The organism is Microvirga massiliensis (assembly GCF_001006805.1).
Lineage (GTDB): Bacteria > Pseudomonadota > Alphaproteobacteria > Rhizobiales > Beijerinckiaceae > Microvirga > Microvirga massiliensis.
In genome coordinates, this window is the sequence record NZ_LN811352.1 from 243,691 (window position 1) to 259,441 (window position 15,751).

The window sequence follows — 15,751 nt, forward strand, 5'->3', positions numbered from 1 at the left end:
ACGTAGAAGATTTGTCGCCATCGCGCCAAATCGGATTGGAGCCTCTCCTGCAGGATCGAACGCGTCAGGACCTGGCTCCGGATCACCTGTCGAGCGGCCGCTCTTCTTCGCGGAGGCCAGAGTCGAGGGCTCGTAACCTCGGTCCCTCATCTCTTCCTCATATCCCTCCCGTATCGTGAAGTCGGACTCACCGCCGCTTGGTGCGGCGGACAGAGCGTCTGTCACTCTCTGCTCTTCCCGATCATGACGGGCCTTCGCGTTCTACCTCTCGGGTGGGCGGAGGAAGCGCGCCTGACTCGGCTGATCGGCGGCGCCCCAGCGATATTTGTAAGCCTCCTGGCCGCGCAGAAAGTCGAAGACACGCGCTCCTTCGCGCTCGGCCTCGCAGATGGCGTGCCCGATCAGAATGGTTCCCAATCCAAGCTGTTCCAGGTCCGGATCGAAGCCGCCGATGTAATAGAAAACCTTATGCTTCGAGCACAGGACGTAGAGACCTCCGACGATCCGTTCGCGGAACCTGAGCACGTAGAGGCGCGAGAGCCCGGCGGCCTCGAGTGCCGGCAGAGCGTCTCGGTGCCAGGCCAGGACTCGTGGATCGGAAAGTACGCCCGGTTGCCCCCGCTCGCGCCAGCGCCGCGTATGCAACTCCACGATCTCGTCGAAGACGATCGGCGAGGCTCGCTCCGGCTCGGAAACTCCTGCACGAGCGGCACGGCGGCGATAGTAGCGCAGGTTCTCGTCGATGTTGCGCGGCAGCCGTGTCGGAAGGGGCAGAGCGACACACGTTTCACTCGGCCCCCGTCGCTCGGTCCAGCCGTCGGGTAAAGGAGCCGCGAGCAGCGGCGACGTCGCGGGGAGCTGGACGAGATCAACCGCATCCGTGAGCTGCCCCAGAGCATCCGTCAGTTCGGCCTGATCGAGATCAGGATCGAAAATGCCGTCGAGCCAGTCGGTTGTTCCGGTCCCCCACGGGAGCAACCGGCCTTCGTAGCGGAACAGGGGAAGCAGCCCCAAGAGCTTCTGCCCACGCGCGATCGTCAGGACTCGGTTCTCTCCTTCGCTGAAATATGCACGCCACGGGAAGAGCCAGGCAGGGCTCTGGAACGCGGTCGCAGCAGCGTCGCGGTTCCACAGATCCCACCACTTGTCCTCCAGCCCGGCGACATCGGAATGAATCTCCGTTCTCGTCATGTGGCCAGCGATCGATAGAGACGGAGATATTCGTCGACCATTTGCCGGATGGAAAACCGCTCGCGGGCAACTTTGCGGCAACGTTCGGGGCAAACGTTGCCCGCAGCCTCGATCGCATCGGACATCTCCCGGGCATCGCGGACCAGGAAACCTGTCCGTCCGTGCTCGACGATATCCGCCAAAGCCCCATTCGGCAGTGCGATGACGGGCGTGCCGGAGGCGAGCGCCTCCATGGCCACCAAAGAACTCGTCTCTTCCACTAGGCTGGGAATAAGAAGCGCACGTGTGGCGGCGAGAAGGCGCCGCTTTCGAGCGAAGCCGACCGGCCCCAGGAAGCGCCGGTGCCGGTCGAGCCTGGGTTCGATCTCCTCGTGGAAATACCGGTGGTGCTCGCCATAGGGATAGACTTGGCCGGCGATCAGCAGTGGGCGTCGCCCATGGTGAGCGGCATCCAGCGCGACATGATAGCCCTTCTCCGGGCAGATTCGGCCAAGAGCGAGCGCGAAGGTCCGCTTGGCATGCCGCGCTCGGGCGAATTCTTCCACCGAAACGCCGTTCTCGATCGGAGGCAGAAGGACGGCCGAGGGAGGACACATCCGGTGCTGTGACGGAGAAACGCAATGCAACCAGGTGCTCGACCTGTTCGGCGAAAGCGCCTCTCGCGGGTACCATGACGGTGGCAGATGCAAGGTGACGAGGACGGGCACTCCCGGCGCTGGCAGATATGCCCAGAAGTCGATGCCGTGCAGGTGAACGAGATCGATCCTGTTCCGCGTGAGCGCGTGGGTGATCGCCTCCCGGTGCTTCGCATGGACCCGCTGTCGCGCAGCCGCGTCGATGAGCCCATCCGATGCCGGTACCGGGATCAGCCTGCCGGCCACCTGCGAGCCTTCGCAGGCGATGACGAGCGACTCGTGCCCGGCCATGACCAATGCGCGGTCAAGGGAACTGAGAATCTGCTCCGCACCGCCCACTGCATCCGGGCTTACGGGAGCAGATGGGAAAGCAACACTGAGGACCCTCAGCACGGTCCGAGTCCAAGAGTTTTCAGGGCCTCTCCGGCGATCAAGAACCAGTGCTCCGAGCGCATGCCCCAGTTGAACATGTCGTAATACGCGCCGCTGCCGTGGGGCGGTGCCGTGAAGTCATAGGTCGGCGCCGGACGGAACCGCTCGACATCGGTGCGGAACGGGGCAAGAACCCGGGCTTGGCTTCGATATGTTGCGAGCATCCGACGTTTGAGCGTTCGGGTGGTCCCGTCCAGGTCGCGCACTTCGCCCGGGTCGCCTCCCGGTGCGAAGAGACCTGCAATGAGCTCTCCGCTCGGCCCGCGATGGTAGGACGTGAACTCCACCAAGCGTGGAGGAGCCCCGCCATTCCGCCCGTTCAGAGCGACGGCCGCGTGCACCGCGAGGGCCACCGCGTCGTGATCGGGGTGCCCCATCTCGAAAGGATGGGTGAGCACGAGGCCGACTTCGTGCTCGCGCAGCCACCGGGCCAGGCGCAGCGCGATAGCTTCAATATTTGCCGAGGCCTGCTGATCCTGAACGTGAAAGCATTCCAGCCGCTCGGCCGAGATCCCCGCAAGGGCCATGCTCGAGACGAGCTCTGCCCGGCGCAGGGCGGCGTATTCGTCGCGATGGGAGCAGTTGGCCGCCTTCCAATCGGCCTCGTCGGCGGGAGCCCCGTCAGTGACGGTCAGGACAAGAACATCCTCCATTCTAGGGAGATGCCCACCGGCGCCGATCGTCTCGTCGTCTGGATGAGCGGCGATGACCGCGATCCGCTCTCCCGACCTCTGAAGAAGCAACGAACGCTCCGGTGCGCCGCGAACGCCGTCCCGCACCTGATCCTCCATCAACTCCCGGCCTCTGACATTGGCCCGAACGGTAATCGTGCCCGAATGCACCCAATCTCACGAGTGTTCCGAGTTCGCCGAGAGACTGGATGCATATTCGAGTTAGTACCCTGCTCCGGTTAGAAGCGAATACATGGGATACACACGTTTCGGCGGAGTACCCGAGCCCCATGTTTCTGCGAGGCCACCGGATTTGTGCCAAACGGCGCAACCGTAATCATGCGCGGATTTCGTCATGCTTCACACCGCTCCGCTCGATTATGCAATCGCTATCGAGCAGCTTTGTGGTCCCCATGCTCGCGCTTTTCGGCCGTGTCGCGCCCGACGATTTTGCTGAACATTCCATCGGGCTCATACAGGAGCGCCAATTTCCGTTTGTCGAATTCCTTGAAGAATTCATCCCAGGAAATCTCGACCAGATTGTCGTGCTCGGATTGCGGCGCCTTTGGGAACATCACCCTGATGATGCCGACATCGCCCTTCTGATGGGTTCGTTCGACTGCAGCCGGCTTTCCGCCGTGCTTCTCAGCCCATTTCCGGATGGTGTCATGATCCGTGGTCGTCTCAGCCATCGCGACCTCCAATGCCAGAACCAGATTTGGCAGGACTTACAATCGGCCCGAGCGAGTCATTCAACCTGAGGGCCGACGACAGGTTCCATCCGGCGAGCGCGAAGGTGACTGACCCGGAAGATTAGGGGCCGCTGAGCCGGGCCGAGGCGAGCGACCCGGGGGCGTTCTCCGGGTCGAGTTTGGGCGCTTCCTGCGCAGTATGGCTCCTTCCACGCTGCGGCTTCACGTCGACGGTCCGTAAGCGCCCTCCGACAACTCGGTTCCGATTCCTGTGACTGGCTCCCTAGCCAAGGTCGTCAAGCCCAAGACGATCCACGTATTCCATCCTTACGGCCCGAAAGCGAAGTGCTTCATCCTGAGGCCTCAGCCTGGATTGCTTCTCTCCACTCACGATAACAGCGAGAACGTAAAGTCGAAGCCTACAGAGTCACGCCCGATCAGCCCTCACCCTCTGCCGTCACTAGCTGCTCGCCGAACGTCCTGATCAGATCCCGCAGTTCCGGCTCATCGACGGCCTCGACGGCTTCCTCCCTGCTGAACCACCGGAGCGTGCGTTGTCCCTTCTCGGGCCAGTCCTTGCGCTGACTCTTCACCGCGAGGGGAAAGACATCCACGCGGCATGGCACGGCCGTCCCTCCCTTCAGCCGCTTTTGATAATCGTAGGATCCCAAGGGCTCCCGGCCCACCTTGCCAACGAGGCCTGCCTCCTCCAGGGCCTCCCGCGCGGCCGATGCGTGAGGCTTCTTGCCCTTCATGGGCCAGCCCTTCGGAATGACCCAGCGCTTCGTTTCGCGGGAGGTCAGGAGCATGAACTCGACCTCGCCTCCCGCCTTCCTACGGTAGGGTAGACAGGCGTACTGCAACCGGACCTTGAAGGATTTCTCACTGGAAGCAGCCATCCGTACTACTGTACCCATTCTAGATCGGCCCGATGATGGTCATGGGAGTCTCAGGAAAAAGCTCCCGCGAGAGCATAGAACACGGCGCCGATGAAAGCCGTGGCCGGGAGCGTGACGACCCAGGCCACCACGATGCGGCTCGCGACCTTCCACCGTACGGCCGAGGCCCGGCGTGCCGCCCCCACACCGACGATCGCACCCGTGATCGTGTGAGTCGTCGAAACCGGGACGCCAAGCCCGGTTGCCATGAACAAGGTGATTGCGCCACCGGTCTCCGCACAGAAACCTTGCATGGGCGTCAGGCGGGTAATCTTGGATCCCATCGTATGCACGATCCGCCACCCGCCGAAGAGGGTACCCAGCGCCATCGCGAGTTGGCAGGTGATCACGACCCAGAACGGGACGTAGAATTCGCTCCCGAGCATGCCTTGCGAGTAGAGCAGAACCGCAATGATACCCATCGTCTTTTGGGCATCGTTGCCGCCATGTCCCAGCGAATAGAGCGAGGCGGACACGAATTGGAGCGAACGGAAGAGGGTATCGACCGCGTAGGGTGTGGACTTGAGGAATAGCCATGACACGATAAAGACCAGCACGAGCGCCAGAACAAAGCCGGTCAAAGGCGACAGCACGATCGCAGCTGTAGTCTTCCCCAGGCCGGACCAGACGATTGAGTCCAGTCCGGCCTTCGCCACCCCTGCTCCGACGAGCCCGCCGATCAATGCATGCGAACTGCTCGAGGGAATGCCGGCCCACCACGTGATGACATTCCACGAGATGGCGCCCATCAATGCACCGAAGATGACACGATGGTCGACGAGATCGGGTGCAACGATGCCCGTACCGATGGTCTGAGCGACGTGAAGACCGAAGAATAGAAACGCGATGAAATTGAAGAAGGCCGCCCATCCTACCGCATATTGCGGTCGCAGCACGCGAGTCGAGACGATCGTCGCGATCGAATTCGCTGCATCATGCAAGCCGTTGAGGAAGTCGAACAGAAGGGCTACTGCGATCAGGCCGAGGAGCAGAGGAAATGTCAGGGCGGCATCCATCAGCGTGCGTCCCATGCTCTCTACACGTTCTCGATCACGATGCCGTGGACCTCATTCGCAACGTCCTCGAGCCGGTCCATCACTCGCTCGAGCCGGCTATAGAGCTCGGTACCGACGATATAGGCCATCGGGTCATTGTGGCGGTGCGCGTGAAAGAGCTTTCGTAATCCCTCGTCGTGAATATCGTCGGCGCGCCCCTCGATATGGGTGATCTCGTCCGTCAGGATTCCAAGGCGCGCGGCCTGCTTGTTGATCGAGGCGAGCAGCGGGACCGCCTCGGCCATCAGGCGAGCGGCCTGTACTATGAGATCGCCCATCTCTCGCATTTCCGGCTCGAACGATCGCACCTCGAACAGCATGATCGTCTTTGCGGTCTGGTGCATCTGGTCGATGGCATCGTCCATCGCGTTGATAAGGTCCTTGATGTCTCCTCGATCGAATGGCGTGATGAACGTACGCCGCACCGCGAGCAGGACCTCATGGGTGATCTCGTCCGCTTCGTTCTCTCTGGCCTTGATCACCTGACAGTAATGCGGAACCTCGTCACCGCCGTCGAGCAGGCTCCTGAGCGCTTCGGCGCCCGCAACGACTATCTGCGCGTGGTTGTTGAAATGGGTGAAGAAGCGCTCCTCTTTCGGCAGGAACGCTCGAAACCAGGCGACCATGAGCAGCCTCGACGGGTGGTGATGGGCTGTCGTCATACATGACAGCCTGGCGCATTCCTACCACCCTGTCGGCTTCAAAGCCCTCTCCTCCGACAGCCAATCGCTCGGGCAGCCGACCCAATGGGCCATGGACAAGTCCCACCCGGACCGGGCCGCCCTCGGAGAACCGGCCCTGGAAGAAGGGGCAAGGGCAATCACACCGCGAGGCTTACTCCAGAAGGCCCGCGGGACCGACTCGTCCCGATCGTGACATCTGACCCGGCTCATGGATCGCCTCCGGCAAACGCCCCTCTCCGCGCCGGAGTGGCCCGACAGTCAAGCCGGGCGACCAAGGACCTCCCTGCCTCGGAGCCGAAAACGGGCCGCGATCCGCATCGCCAGCGCTGTCCGGAATGGCAAGTCCTTGCGGTTCCCTGCCATCAGCACCTGCGGGCCGATCCGTCGCGCAGCTCAGCCCACGTCGATCGTGCGCTCGACGACATGCTCGAGAGGCGCGTTCTCGGCAACCAGAGTCATGCGGAGCTTGAGCTTGCCGTCCTGAACTTTTCCGTCCCGAACGACACGTTCGATCTCACGTTGCGAGGTGACGCCGACCTCTTTGAGAAACTTCCGAAGCTCGATGTTGAAGCGATCCTCATCCATTGCAGCCTCCGACTGAAGGGTCGACTCGCCGATTCGGGCATCAAGACCTCACCCTAGAGCATTGTGGCGATTGCTCAAGGAGCGTGCGCCGATGCCGACTGTGAACTGGATGCCGGCAGCCTACGTAGCTCAGGAAAGAGCCCCTTCAGGGATTCCTGGAATGGCTGCACTCCAGGGTGCGGCGGCTTCCGGTCGCTTCCTGCGCACGAGCATAAGTGCTCCCTCGCCCCGGAGATCATCCGGCACGACGAGGATGAATCGCTCCGCGAGAAGGTTGATGACCACAGCCGGTCGGTATCGCTCGATGAATTCCAGTTCCATGAGCGGCGAATGGACGGCCATCATCCGACCGAACGACTCCGCGAGGAATGGCTGAAGATGATACCCGTAGGAGTCCGAGCACAGGAGCCCTGTGGGAAGCGATGCATCCCTGCTCTCCCAGAGGGCGATATTGCCTCTGTTCGGGACACCGTTCGACCAGACCAATCGGGCTCGTGGCCGCTTTACGGAACAATGCGAATAGGCGCCCATGGCCTGCTCGAACAGTTTCGCTCCGAGGTCGCCCACTCCGGTTCTGTTGCTGAACTCGACATGATCCTCCGCGAGAATCGGAAGAACGGCACCGAGCGCTTGCATCAAGGCCTGGTAGCCGACGAACGCGCCGAACGAGCTCCAATGAGAATCGGTTTGATGTCCGACCAAACCTCTCGATTTTGCCGCCTGAAGCTCAGCCAGGGGATACACCAACGGAATGCCGGATCGTGCCTGAAGATGATCGATCAGCTGATGTATCGGCCGCACCCGCGCCGGAACGAGGCTTTCCGGGAGATATTCGGGATAGATCGCATGAGTGTCTGGCGCGATCATCTTGACATAGGCGATCCTCCTGACCCGGCAGGAGGCGCGCATGTCCAGAGTACGACGCCAGAGATCGAGAGATCCGGGTGCAAAGAGGCGCTCTCCGGCATGTTGCCGCACGACCGCATTGGAATCGTTGTGGAGGAACAACCACCCGGCCTTGCCATGGAGCACCTTGAGTTGGCCTCCGGCCAAAACCTGTTCCTGCTCAGCCATAAACCTGCCTCAAGCTCATCCGAAGCATCTGCGGATCGCAGCAGAAATCCTCATTCCCCTCGCCTCTCGTTGATGTATCGGACGAGGCTACGGGCGTCCCAATCACGGCGTGATAACGCTGATTGTGTCTCGCCGCGAGCATTCGGAAGGTTGGCCAAAGGCGTGACGGACTTACGATCTGCGTGATCGTCGCGTCTTCGGGCATGAAGATCATGTTCGAGAGCCCCGTACCGTGAACGGAGAGAAGATGTGATGCCTCGGCGAAGAGCTGCATCTGACCGCGAATGGGCATACTGTCGATTGCAAGAGTCTCGAAGCCGAATTCCTCGAGAATTGGAGAAATTTCATCTTCGTTCGCGAGGCGCCGCACCGATGCGTCGGATCGGCTGAGATAGATACGCCGCGCTCCCCCTCTGGGCGGCATGACTGGTTGGAGGGCCTCCCTGATGAGCTGGGAGCCGAAGCGCGGCCGGGTAAAATGGTCGCCCTGAAACGTGAAAGGCGATAGATAGACGAGCGTGTCAGCCTGCAGCCAGTGGCCCGTCAGCTCCGATGCTTCGACATCCAGGTCCTGCAGCAAGTCCCGTGCAAACGGCTGGCGCTGGCTCACCAGAATTTCGGGACGGTCGGGCGTCGTTATACGCCTCAGCAATCCGATCCGGGGCAGGATCGAGTTGATGAAATGAAAATACCCGATCTCGCCACCCTCACGGACGTGGACGGCCAAGGGCACTCTGATCAAGGCATCCGGCGCCGGAAGTCTCGATTCATAGACGCCGTCCGCACGCCGACTGATGCTCTGGGCGAACTGGCCCACGAAATTCTCGATCTGCCAGGGCGCGACGCTCTCGTAGATCAGGCTTCCGTCCTTCCGGAACACCACACCTGACGGGCTGACGAAGACGTCTTTCAGAACGGCGGCAAATACACGGACGGAGGTCGCTCTGCGCGTCGTCTTGAACGCACGGCAGACCTGAAGATAATTGCGATCGCTCTCTCCGAATACGGAGTCGGCTGCCGGAACGAGCCAGGTCTCCGGTTCCGCGAATGTCCAGAGGAGATCGGACGCACCGAGCGCGGGCTGGAGTCCACGCTGGCCGGTCAATGAAGCGAGAGAGCGTGATGCTTCAGGCATGACTTCTCGCGCCGTTGAGCCAACATGTTCTGATCCACCAAAAGAGCCGCCGCAGATCTGAGGGTCATGAGAGAAGATTCGGACCTAGAGAATGGTATCGCCGTCGGTGAAAATGATCCTGGCAATACCATGCAGCTCGATCGACTGGTCACCAAAGGTGACCGTGATCCGATCCGACGCGGAGTCCACCGCGATTCCGGCGCACTACTCCGCCGACCTGTCTACAAGATGTATGACGTCGTATCCGCCGCCGCCGACCACGGTATCGTTTCCATCGGACTTCCCGATCAGGATAAGGGCACAGCAAACGGCGCGCTATGACGCGCCAGTTCTGCTAACTCCAAGGATCTCCGCCAGCCCGATCGGGCGTGAGCCATCTGTTCACCTCTCCAAGCGGGGACCGGTCAAGATCTTCCAATATGCGGCCACGAACCCGAGGAAGGCCGCCACCCAGGCAAGTCCAGCGGCATGCAGCAAAAGGGTGTTCCATTGCGGCTCGAGCGCAGCGCAAACCCGCGTCAATGCTGCGAGGACCGCCAGTGCATAGATGGCCTGCGTGGACGCCGTTGCAGCGAGCGATCGCCCGGTGTGCCCGAGACTCGCGCGGGACATGACGGCAAGGGTCATGACGCCGATTGCGCCACCGGTCCAGGCGTGAATGCCGGCGCTCGCGGGTACGAGCCCCAGCGAGGATGCACCGACCAGGATGAAGCCGAGCGGAACGAAGGCATAGGCGACGTGCAGGATGAGCACGAGGCGGTCGCGCCAGGTGCGGTCCCCGGCCCAGCGCGCGAGACGCACCGCCTGGAGAACGCCCGAGGCGATCAGTGCGGCCCCGGTGATCGCCCAATCCGGGGCTACTACCCAGACCACGAGGGCTGCCCCGGCGCAGATCAGCGTGATGACGTCGAAGGTCCCGAAGGATGCGGGCAGCCGCCCCGGATTCTCGCGAGCGAGCCAGTTGCGCGTGAAGCTCGGCACGATACGGCCGCCGATCAGCATGATGAGCATGATGCTCGCGCCGATTCCGATCCGAACACCGTAATCGGCCACACCATCAACATGCGACTCCACGTGAAAGATGACATTGCCTGCAAGGAGGACAGCGACAATGACCAGAACTTTCAGGTTCCGCCAGTTCCGCCCCTTGATGATCTCGCGCGCGGTGGCAGCGGCGACGAGTGCAAGAAAAAAGAGATCGATCAGCGCCGCCGGAAACCACCCGATCCATGCCGAGGTGGTCACCGCAATGCGACCGGCAACCCAGGCCAGTACCAGAACCAGAAGCGGTCTGCCCTGGATAGGGAGGCGCCCGGTCCAGTTCGGAACCGATGTGAGCAGGAACCCGGTAATGACTGCGCTTAGATAGCCATAGAGCATCTCGTGGACGTGCCAATCCCGCGGAGTGAATACCGTCGAGATTTCGATTTCGCCGTAAAACGCAGGAAGCCAGACGAGGATTGCGAGGCCAGCATACAGCGATCCGAATAGGAAGAATGGACGAAATCCGTATGAGAGCAGCGCGGGACCTTTATAGTCCCGCAACCTGGGGATAGGCGCCATCACAGCCTCAATCGTTGGAAGTGAACAAATTCCATCTTGTTACATAGTGCTTCGATCCGACATTGGACCCTGCTGGCTCGGGATGGATGCCGGAGATCGCCATGCGAAAAACCGCACGGTCGCAGCGCCGCAGCGATACTTGTCACAACAACGAAATTGCTGAGCCCGTTGGTGTTGCCTCCCGCTCAAGGCCCGGGTTGGCGAGACGGTGCGGCTCTACTTTGGAGTGGGGGGCCCGAACTACACCTCGTCGTTCCACGTCATCGGCGAGATCTTCGATCGGGTCTACAGCATGGGCTCGCTCACGGCCGCGCCGCTGAGCGACGTCCAGACGATCACGACGCCGCCGGGCGGGGCCGCGGTGGTGGAGTTCAAGCTCGAGGTGCCGGGCCGGTATGTGCTCGTCGACCATGCCCTGAGCCGGGTCGAGCGCGGCCTGGCCGGCATCCTCGAGGTCGAGGGACCCGACCCCCGAGCGTGTTCCAGGACCCCATCCCGCAGCGCGCCGCGCAAGCTGCCGGCGGCCACTGACCCGCCCCCCTCCTCCAAGCCGCCAAGGCCTGGGCCTACGCCCGGGCTTTTTCTTCTAGCGGATCCGGGATGCGCACCCCTGGATTCGGCGATGTCTTCCGCGACATCGAAGATGACATAGGCCTGCTTGACCCGCGCCCCAGGCTGCACCGCCTACAGCCCTGCGCACCCTGGGGTGATCACGGCCGCCAGACCGCGATCGCGGCTGTGAAGCTGATCATCTCGCCGCCGTGCTCGTTCAGATCCGCGACTGAGCCTTACGGGCCGACTTCCGAGTATTTCCCGTTCTTGAATTCGTAGAGCACGTACTTCGGATCCTTTATGTCGCCCTTCTGATCGAAGGCGAGCGTGCCGAGCACCGTGTCGAAGCTGTGGCCTCTGATCGCCTCGGCAATCTTCGGCATGTCCACCGTCCCGGCTTTCTCAGCGGCGTCGGCCCAGACTTGAACTGCTGCGACTGTGTAGAGGGTGTAGCCTTCTGGTTCGAAGTTCTGAGCTTTGATGGCCTCCACCGTTTCCTTCGCGGCGGGATTCTTGCGCGGGTCAGGCCCGAAGGTGAACAGAAAACCCTCGACCGCAGGGCCAGCAATGCCCAGCAATTCGTCGGTTGCGTTGGCGTCACCCGACATGAACTGGGCGTTGAAGCCTTGGTCGCGGGCCTGGCGCAGCATGAGCCCGACCTCAGTGTGATAACCGCCGATATAAACCATGTCGGCGCCGAGCGATTTCAGGCGCGAGATGATGGCAGAGTAGTCCTTCTCGCCCGGATTATAGGCTTCGTAGAGCGCTTCCTTCACACCGAGTTTGTTGAGTTCTGCCTTGGTGGCATCGGCCAGGCCTTTGCCGTAGGGCGACCGATCGTGGAGGATCGCGATCTTCTTGTCCTTGAAGTGCTCCGCAATCCACCGGCCGGCGATCACGCCCTGGTAGTCGTCCCGCCCACAGGTGCGAAAGACGTTCTTCCAGCCTTTCGTGGCCGCGTCGTCGGTGAGTTTCGGGTTTGTGGAGGCGGGCGAGATCTGAAGGATGTCGTTCTCGTGATAAACATCCGAAGCTGGGATGGACGAGCCGGAGCAGTAGTGCCCGATGACCACCTTGGCGCCGGCCGTCGCGGCCTTGTTGGCGACGGCCACGGCCTGTTTCGGGTCGCAGGCATCGTCTCCGACCATGATCGCGATCTTCTGGCCGAGCACGCCGCCTTTGGCGTTCAGCCGATCGACGATGAATTCGGCACCACGCTTCATCTGGTCGCCGAAGATCGCGTAGGAGCCGGTCATTGGGCCATTGATGGCCATGAGAATGTCAGCCGAGGCCGGTCCGGCGAGGCCGGCGGTCAGCGACAGAGCGAGAAGGAGTCGAGGGAACAGCATGGGTCACCTCCCATGAGGCGCGGGGGATTGCGATGCGCCGCATAACCAGTAAAACGGCTTTTGATGGTTATCAATTCCGAATATTGTCCCAGCGCGCCATCGCGTGCCGATTCGCTTGGCCTGATCGGCGGGGCGCTGGCGTTGGATTTCGCCAACACCGCGAGCGGGCGCGGCAGCGACAGCCATCTTGAGCATCTGCGCGCGCCTGAACACGTCATTTTGTGGGCGGAACACGCTGGCATAGTCGACAGCCGGACGGCGCGACGGCTCATGGACAGGCTCGCCGAGAGGGATCCGGCCTTCGGGAGCTTGCTCGAAGATGCGCTTGCCTTACGCGAAGCGATTCACCGGGTCATATCGGCATTGGCCCATGGGGTTGGGCCGGCCCAAGCCGATCTCGCCGTGATCAAGGACTCCTGCGCGCGGGCGATCGCGGCTGCGGAACTCTCGCCCAATGCAGAGGGTTTCCGCTGGACCTGGCCGATCGACCCGCCGCGGCCCGACATATTGCTCGGTCCGGTGGCCCTCTCCGCCACGGGGCTCTTACGGGAGAGTGATTTGTCGCGGATCAAGCAATGCGCCGGCGAGCATTGCGGATGGGTTTTTTTCGACCTCACCAAGAACAAGAGCCGGCGCTGGTGCGAGATGTCGGTCTGCGGCAACCGGGCAAAGGCGAGGCGCTTTGCCCGGAGGATGAGATCGGGCAACGGTGATCGTTAGCACGGGCAGACCTTCATCGGATCATCTCCGCCGAAGATATGGGGAGGTAGTCTCATGCCCACGGCACGGCACTTCCGGCACATCGCACTGTCGCTCGATGGGACGACAGAAGCGCCGCATTTCGAGCGCGTGGCGTTCAAGGTTGCGCGCATCTATGCCACGCTCGCGCCGGATGGCCTGACCGCCAACCTCAAACTCTCCCGCGATGAGCAAGAACCCAAATCCGTTGCCGTTATTTCTGCTTCGAGGGGGAAGGCGCTTCCAGGATCTTCGCCACGGCATCCACGTCGGCGACCACCGGGCGCCGCCGACGTCGCCTGATCTGGCGCTGTGCCTCCCAGGCCTGAAGAGTCCGGCTGGCCGTATGCAGCGTGCAGCCGATCAGATCGACCAGATCCTGGCGGCTGACCGGGAACGGAATTTCGCCGCCACCCGGGCCTTGACCACCAAACTTGTCGACGCGCCTGAGGGTCGTGCGCGCCAGCCTTTGCTCGACAGGCTCGTTCGACAAATCCCTGACTCTGCTTTCCATCTCACGCAGGCGCACCTCGAGATCGCGGATGACGTTCAGTGCTATGGGTGGATGTCCGGTGACGACGTCTTGAATGAGTTGTGATGGCCATTGCAGTTCGACACTGTCGGTGACGGACACGGCGTCCACCGGATAGCTCCCGTTCAGCAGGGCAGGACTACCGAAGATCTCGCCAGGAATAACGTGCTTGATGATGACTCGCGCACCGTCGGGCGTGGTCTGGACCAGCCGGGCGGCGCCCGACACGAGGACATGCACCGCTTGCGCGGGACTTCCTTCCGTGAAGATCACTTCGTCAGCTTGGAGGATGCGCCGCTCCGCCTGCTCGAGGAGGCTCCCGGCAAACTCGGGGTCCAGGCCCGCAAGCAAGCCTATCGCCGCGTCGCCGGACATGGGTCGCGCCAAATCAGCAACTGTCGGTAGAACTCCGACAGTATATTCATGAGTGACATCGCTCAAAAAGAGAACAATCCAGTAACCCGCTCATTGGCGCCGTGCAGAGCCTCAAGCGTAGCTTGTCGCTCAGCGGACGGTGGGCTGCTTTGTTGCATATCAAATCGGATTGCGCCCGGCGCCTCATTCCGCTGGCCCAACGGACACCTCGACCCGCATGACCGCGTCGCTCGCGGGAATGGATAACCACGTTGAGGAGATCCTTGGCCGAGCCCGGGCGCTCAGTCGCGACGTGTAGTTGCGAAAGCTATCGCCGGAAGCGACAAAGGTCATCGACCTGACCGCTCGGTGCGTACCTCGGATAAGGAAGTTCCAGCACATGACATACGAGACATTCCAACCCGTTGATGCTGCCGTCGTGCCTCGATTCGCCGGCCTGCCGACCTTCATGCGGCTTCCGTACGTCCCGTCGGCGGCCGGTCTCGATATCGCGCTCGTGGGCATTCCGTGGGACGGCGGCACCACGAACCGGGCCGGCGCGCGGCACGGCCCGCGCGAGATCCGCAACCAGTCCACGCTCATGCGGCGCGTACATCACGTCTCGGGCCTCGCGCCCTTTTCCCTCGCGCGCATCGCCGATGTCGGGGACGTTTCGGTGAACCCGATCGATCTGAAGGATACCCTGGCGCGCATCGAGGCTGGCATCGCCGAGATCATGGGTCACGGTGCCGTGCCCTTGATCGCCGGCGGCGACCATCTGACGACCCTTCCCGTCCTGCGCGCCCTCGCTCGCCGCGAGCCGGTCGGCATGATCCATTTCGACGCGCATTCCGACACCAACGACACCTATTTCGGCGACAACAGGTATACCCACGGCACGCCCTTCCGCCGGGCCATCGAGGAGGGTGTGCTCGAACCCAGGCGGGTGGTCCAGATTGGCATTCGCGGCTCCATCTATGATCCCGGCGAGCACGACTGGGCGCGCGGCCAGGGCATCCGGGTCATCTACATCGAGGAATTCCTGGATCGGGGCCCCGTCCAGGTGATGGCCGAGGCACGGTCGATCGTGGGCGCAGGCCCGACCTACGTCTCGTTCGACATCGACAGCATCGATCCCTCCATGGCGCCCGGCACGGGAACGCCCGAGATCGGCGGCTTCAGCACGCGCGAGGCGCAACAGATGGTGCGACTGATCGATGGCGTGCGGATTGTCGGGGCCGACGTGGTCGAGGTCGCGCCGCCCTTCGACGTCGGCGGCATGACGGCCCTCGCCGGCGCGACCATGATGTTTGAGCTGACCTGCCTCATCGCCAAGCAGGTCGCCGCCGCACGCGAGGCAAGCGCACAGAGTTGATCACGAACCGTGCGATGCAAAGGCACGCACCATGCTGCGCGGCAGTGTCAGTTGAGATCGCATGTCTCATTCTGTCTCTCCGCACGCCGCGCGGTCGCTGCGCGGCGTGCGTGGTCGACGCCGGATATCCCTGGCTCTCGGTTAGCCGCGGATGATCGGCATCGGGTCGCTCACCCGCAAGGTTTTATCCAGGGCTT

The 15,751-nt window shown here is 62.3% G+C and carries 18 protein-coding genes; 4 read left to right on the top strand and 14 right to left on the bottom strand.

What is annotated here, in order from left to right; translation table 11 throughout:
• From BN1233_RS49095 to BN1233_RS10120, 11 genes are all read right to left on the bottom strand, one after another.
• A partial coding sequence (locus BN1233_RS49095; protein WP_210168213.1) for a hypothetical protein occupies positions 1-225 on the bottom strand: 225 nt, incomplete at its 3' end.
• Between the two features lie 36 nt (positions 226-261).
• Positions 262-1,191, bottom strand: a complete 930-nt coding sequence (locus BN1233_RS10075; RefSeq protein ID WP_046863439.1) for a GNAT family N-acetyltransferase — start codon at positions 1,189-1,191, stop codon at positions 262-264.
• A complete protein-coding gene (locus BN1233_RS10080) occupies positions 1,188-2,219 on the bottom strand; it encodes a glycosyltransferase (RefSeq protein WP_197094526.1) in 1,032 nt (343 codons plus the stop codon). Before BN1233_RS10080 ends, BN1233_RS10075 begins: the two co-directional genes overlap by 4 nt.
• On the bottom strand, positions 2,213-3,100 hold the full coding sequence (locus BN1233_RS10085) for a PIG-L deacetylase family protein (protein WP_147707110.1): 888 nt from the start codon (positions 3,098-3,100) through the stop codon (positions 2,213-2,215). Before BN1233_RS10085 ends, BN1233_RS10080 begins: the two co-directional genes overlap by 7 nt.
• A gap of 218 nt (positions 3,101-3,318) precedes the next feature.
• Complete coding sequence (locus BN1233_RS10090; RefSeq protein ID WP_046863440.1) at positions 3,319-3,621, bottom strand: hypothetical protein; 303 nt, start codon at positions 3,619-3,621, stop codon at positions 3,319-3,321.
• A 437-nt stretch (positions 3,622-4,058) separates the two neighbouring features.
• The gene (locus tag BN1233_RS10095; protein WP_046863441.1) at positions 4,059-4,520 is read right to left on the bottom strand and encodes an NUDIX hydrolase; all 462 of its coding nucleotides are present in this window, start codon (positions 4,518-4,520) and stop codon (positions 4,059-4,061) included.
• 50 nt (positions 4,521-4,570) lie between these two features.
• On the bottom strand, positions 4,571-5,575 hold the full coding sequence (locus BN1233_RS10100; RefSeq protein ID WP_046863880.1) for an inorganic phosphate transporter: 1,005 nt from the start codon (positions 5,573-5,575) through the stop codon (positions 4,571-4,573).
• Between the two features lie 20 nt (positions 5,576-5,595).
• Positions 5,596-6,240, bottom strand: a complete 645-nt coding sequence (locus BN1233_RS10105) for a DUF47 domain-containing protein (protein WP_046863442.1) — start codon at positions 6,238-6,240, stop codon at positions 5,596-5,598.
• 450 nt (positions 6,241-6,690) lie between these two features.
• Positions 6,691-6,882, bottom strand: a complete 192-nt coding sequence (locus tag BN1233_RS10110) for a DUF6494 family protein (RefSeq protein WP_046863443.1) — start codon at positions 6,880-6,882, stop codon at positions 6,691-6,693.
• A 129-nt stretch (positions 6,883-7,011) separates the two neighbouring features.
• Positions 7,012-7,956: an alginate O-acetyltransferase AlgX-related protein gene (locus BN1233_RS10115; protein ID WP_048707656.1), complete on the bottom strand. Its 945-nt coding sequence runs from the start codon at positions 7,954-7,956 to the stop codon at positions 7,012-7,014.
• Entirely contained in the window at positions 7,949-9,091 is a 1,143-nt protein-coding gene (locus tag BN1233_RS10120) for a glycosyltransferase family 61 protein (RefSeq protein WP_046863444.1), read from the bottom strand. The genes BN1233_RS10115 and BN1233_RS10120 overlap by 8 nt, the downstream gene beginning before the upstream one ends.
• Positions 9,092-9,157: 66 nt before the next feature.
• Between BN1233_RS10120 and BN1233_RS46750 the strand changes: the two genes are divergently transcribed.
• Positions 9,158-9,412: a hypothetical protein gene (locus BN1233_RS46750; RefSeq protein WP_147707113.1), complete on the top strand. Its 255-nt coding sequence runs from the start codon at positions 9,158-9,160 to the stop codon at positions 9,410-9,412.
• A 60-nt stretch (positions 9,413-9,472) separates the two neighbouring features.
• Here BN1233_RS46750 and BN1233_RS10125 read toward each other — a convergent pair whose 3' ends face one another.
• Positions 9,473-10,654 carry an NnrS family protein gene (locus BN1233_RS10125; protein WP_046863445.1) on the bottom strand — a complete coding sequence of 394 codons (1,182 nt, stop codon included), beginning with the start codon at positions 10,652-10,654 and terminating at the stop codon, positions 9,473-9,475.
• Between the two features lie 208 nt (positions 10,655-10,862).
• On the opposite strand from BN1233_RS10125, the gene BN1233_RS49585 reads away from it, so the two are divergent.
• Positions 10,863-11,306: a cupredoxin domain-containing protein gene (locus BN1233_RS49585; protein ID WP_244470665.1), complete on the top strand. Its 444-nt coding sequence runs from the start codon at positions 10,863-10,865 to the stop codon at positions 11,304-11,306.
• Positions 11,307-11,442: 136 nt separating this feature from the next.
• Here the strand turns inward: BN1233_RS49585 and BN1233_RS10135 are convergent, their stop codons facing one another.
• Positions 11,443-12,555, bottom strand: coding sequence for a branched-chain amino acid ABC transporter substrate-binding protein (locus BN1233_RS10135; RefSeq protein ID WP_046863447.1), 1,113 nt, complete (start codon positions 12,553-12,555; stop codon positions 11,443-11,445).
• Positions 12,556-12,618: 63 nt separating this feature from the next.
• Here BN1233_RS10135 and BN1233_RS10140 point away from each other — a divergent pair, with 63 nt between their 5' ends.
• Positions 12,619-13,275, top strand: coding sequence for a CGNR zinc finger domain-containing protein (locus tag BN1233_RS10140; protein WP_046863448.1), 657 nt, complete (start codon positions 12,619-12,621; stop codon positions 13,273-13,275).
• A gap of 232 nt (positions 13,276-13,507) precedes the next feature.
• Here the strand turns inward: BN1233_RS10140 and BN1233_RS10145 are convergent, their stop codons facing one another.
• Positions 13,508-14,200 carry a Crp/Fnr family transcriptional regulator gene (locus BN1233_RS10145; protein ID WP_046863449.1) on the bottom strand — a complete coding sequence of 231 codons (693 nt, stop codon included), beginning with the start codon at positions 14,198-14,200 and terminating at the stop codon, positions 13,508-13,510.
• A gap of 379 nt (positions 14,201-14,579) precedes the next feature.
• Here BN1233_RS10145 and speB point away from each other — a divergent pair, with 379 nt between their 5' ends.
• The gene (gene speB / locus BN1233_RS10150) at positions 14,580-15,554 is read left to right on the top strand and encodes an agmatinase (protein ID WP_046863450.1); all 975 of its coding nucleotides are present in this window, start codon (positions 14,580-14,582) and stop codon (positions 15,552-15,554) included.
• Positions 15,555-15,751: the final 197 nt, after the last annotated feature.

Excerpts from the sequence above, each read along its gene's own strand:
- BN1233_RS10095 (WP_046863441.1), bottom strand. The coding sequence starts at position 4,520 with ATGGCTGCTTCCAGTGAGAAATCCTTCAAGGTCCGGTTGCAGTACGCC.
- BN1233_RS46750 (WP_147707113.1), top strand. The coding sequence starts at position 9,158 with ATGAGAGAAGATTCGGACCTAGAGAATGGTATCGCCGTCGGTGAAAAT.
- BN1233_RS10075 (WP_046863439.1), bottom strand. The coding sequence starts at position 1,191 with ATGACGAGAACGGAGATTCATTCCGATGTCGCCGGGCTGGAGGACAAG.
- BN1233_RS10100 (WP_046863880.1), bottom strand. The coding sequence starts at position 5,575 with ATGGATGCCGCCCTGACATTTCCTCTGCTCCTCGGCCTGATCGCAGTA.
- BN1233_RS10145 (WP_046863449.1), bottom strand. The coding sequence starts at position 14,200 with ATGTCCGGCGACGCGGCGATAGGCTTGCTTGCGGGCCTGGACCCCGAG.
- speB (WP_046863450.1), top strand. The coding sequence starts at position 14,580 with ATGACATACGAGACATTCCAACCCGTTGATGCTGCCGTCGTGCCTCGA.
- BN1233_RS10125 (WP_046863445.1), bottom strand. The coding sequence starts at position 10,654 with ATGGCGCCTATCCCCAGGTTGCGGGACTATAAAGGTCCCGCGCTGCTC.
- BN1233_RS10110 (WP_046863443.1), bottom strand. The coding sequence starts at position 6,882 with ATGGATGAGGATCGCTTCAACATCGAGCTTCGGAAGTTTCTCAAAGAG.
- BN1233_RS10115 (WP_048707656.1), bottom strand. The coding sequence starts at position 7,956 with ATGGCTGAGCAGGAACAGGTTTTGGCCGGAGGCCAACTCAAGGTGCTC.
- BN1233_RS10090 (WP_046863440.1), bottom strand. The coding sequence starts at position 3,621 with ATGGCTGAGACGACCACGGATCATGACACCATCCGGAAATGGGCTGAG.
- BN1233_RS10140 (WP_046863448.1), top strand. The coding sequence starts at position 12,619 with ATGGTTATCAATTCCGAATATTGTCCCAGCGCGCCATCGCGTGCCGAT.
- BN1233_RS10120 (WP_046863444.1), bottom strand. The coding sequence starts at position 9,091 with ATGCCTGAAGCATCACGCTCTCTCGCTTCATTGACCGGCCAGCGTGGA.
- BN1233_RS10135 (WP_046863447.1), bottom strand. The coding sequence starts at position 12,555 with ATGCTGTTCCCTCGACTCCTTCTCGCTCTGTCGCTGACCGCCGGCCTC.
- BN1233_RS10105 (WP_046863442.1), bottom strand. The coding sequence starts at position 6,240 with ATGGTCGCCTGGTTTCGAGCGTTCCTGCCGAAAGAGGAGCGCTTCTTC.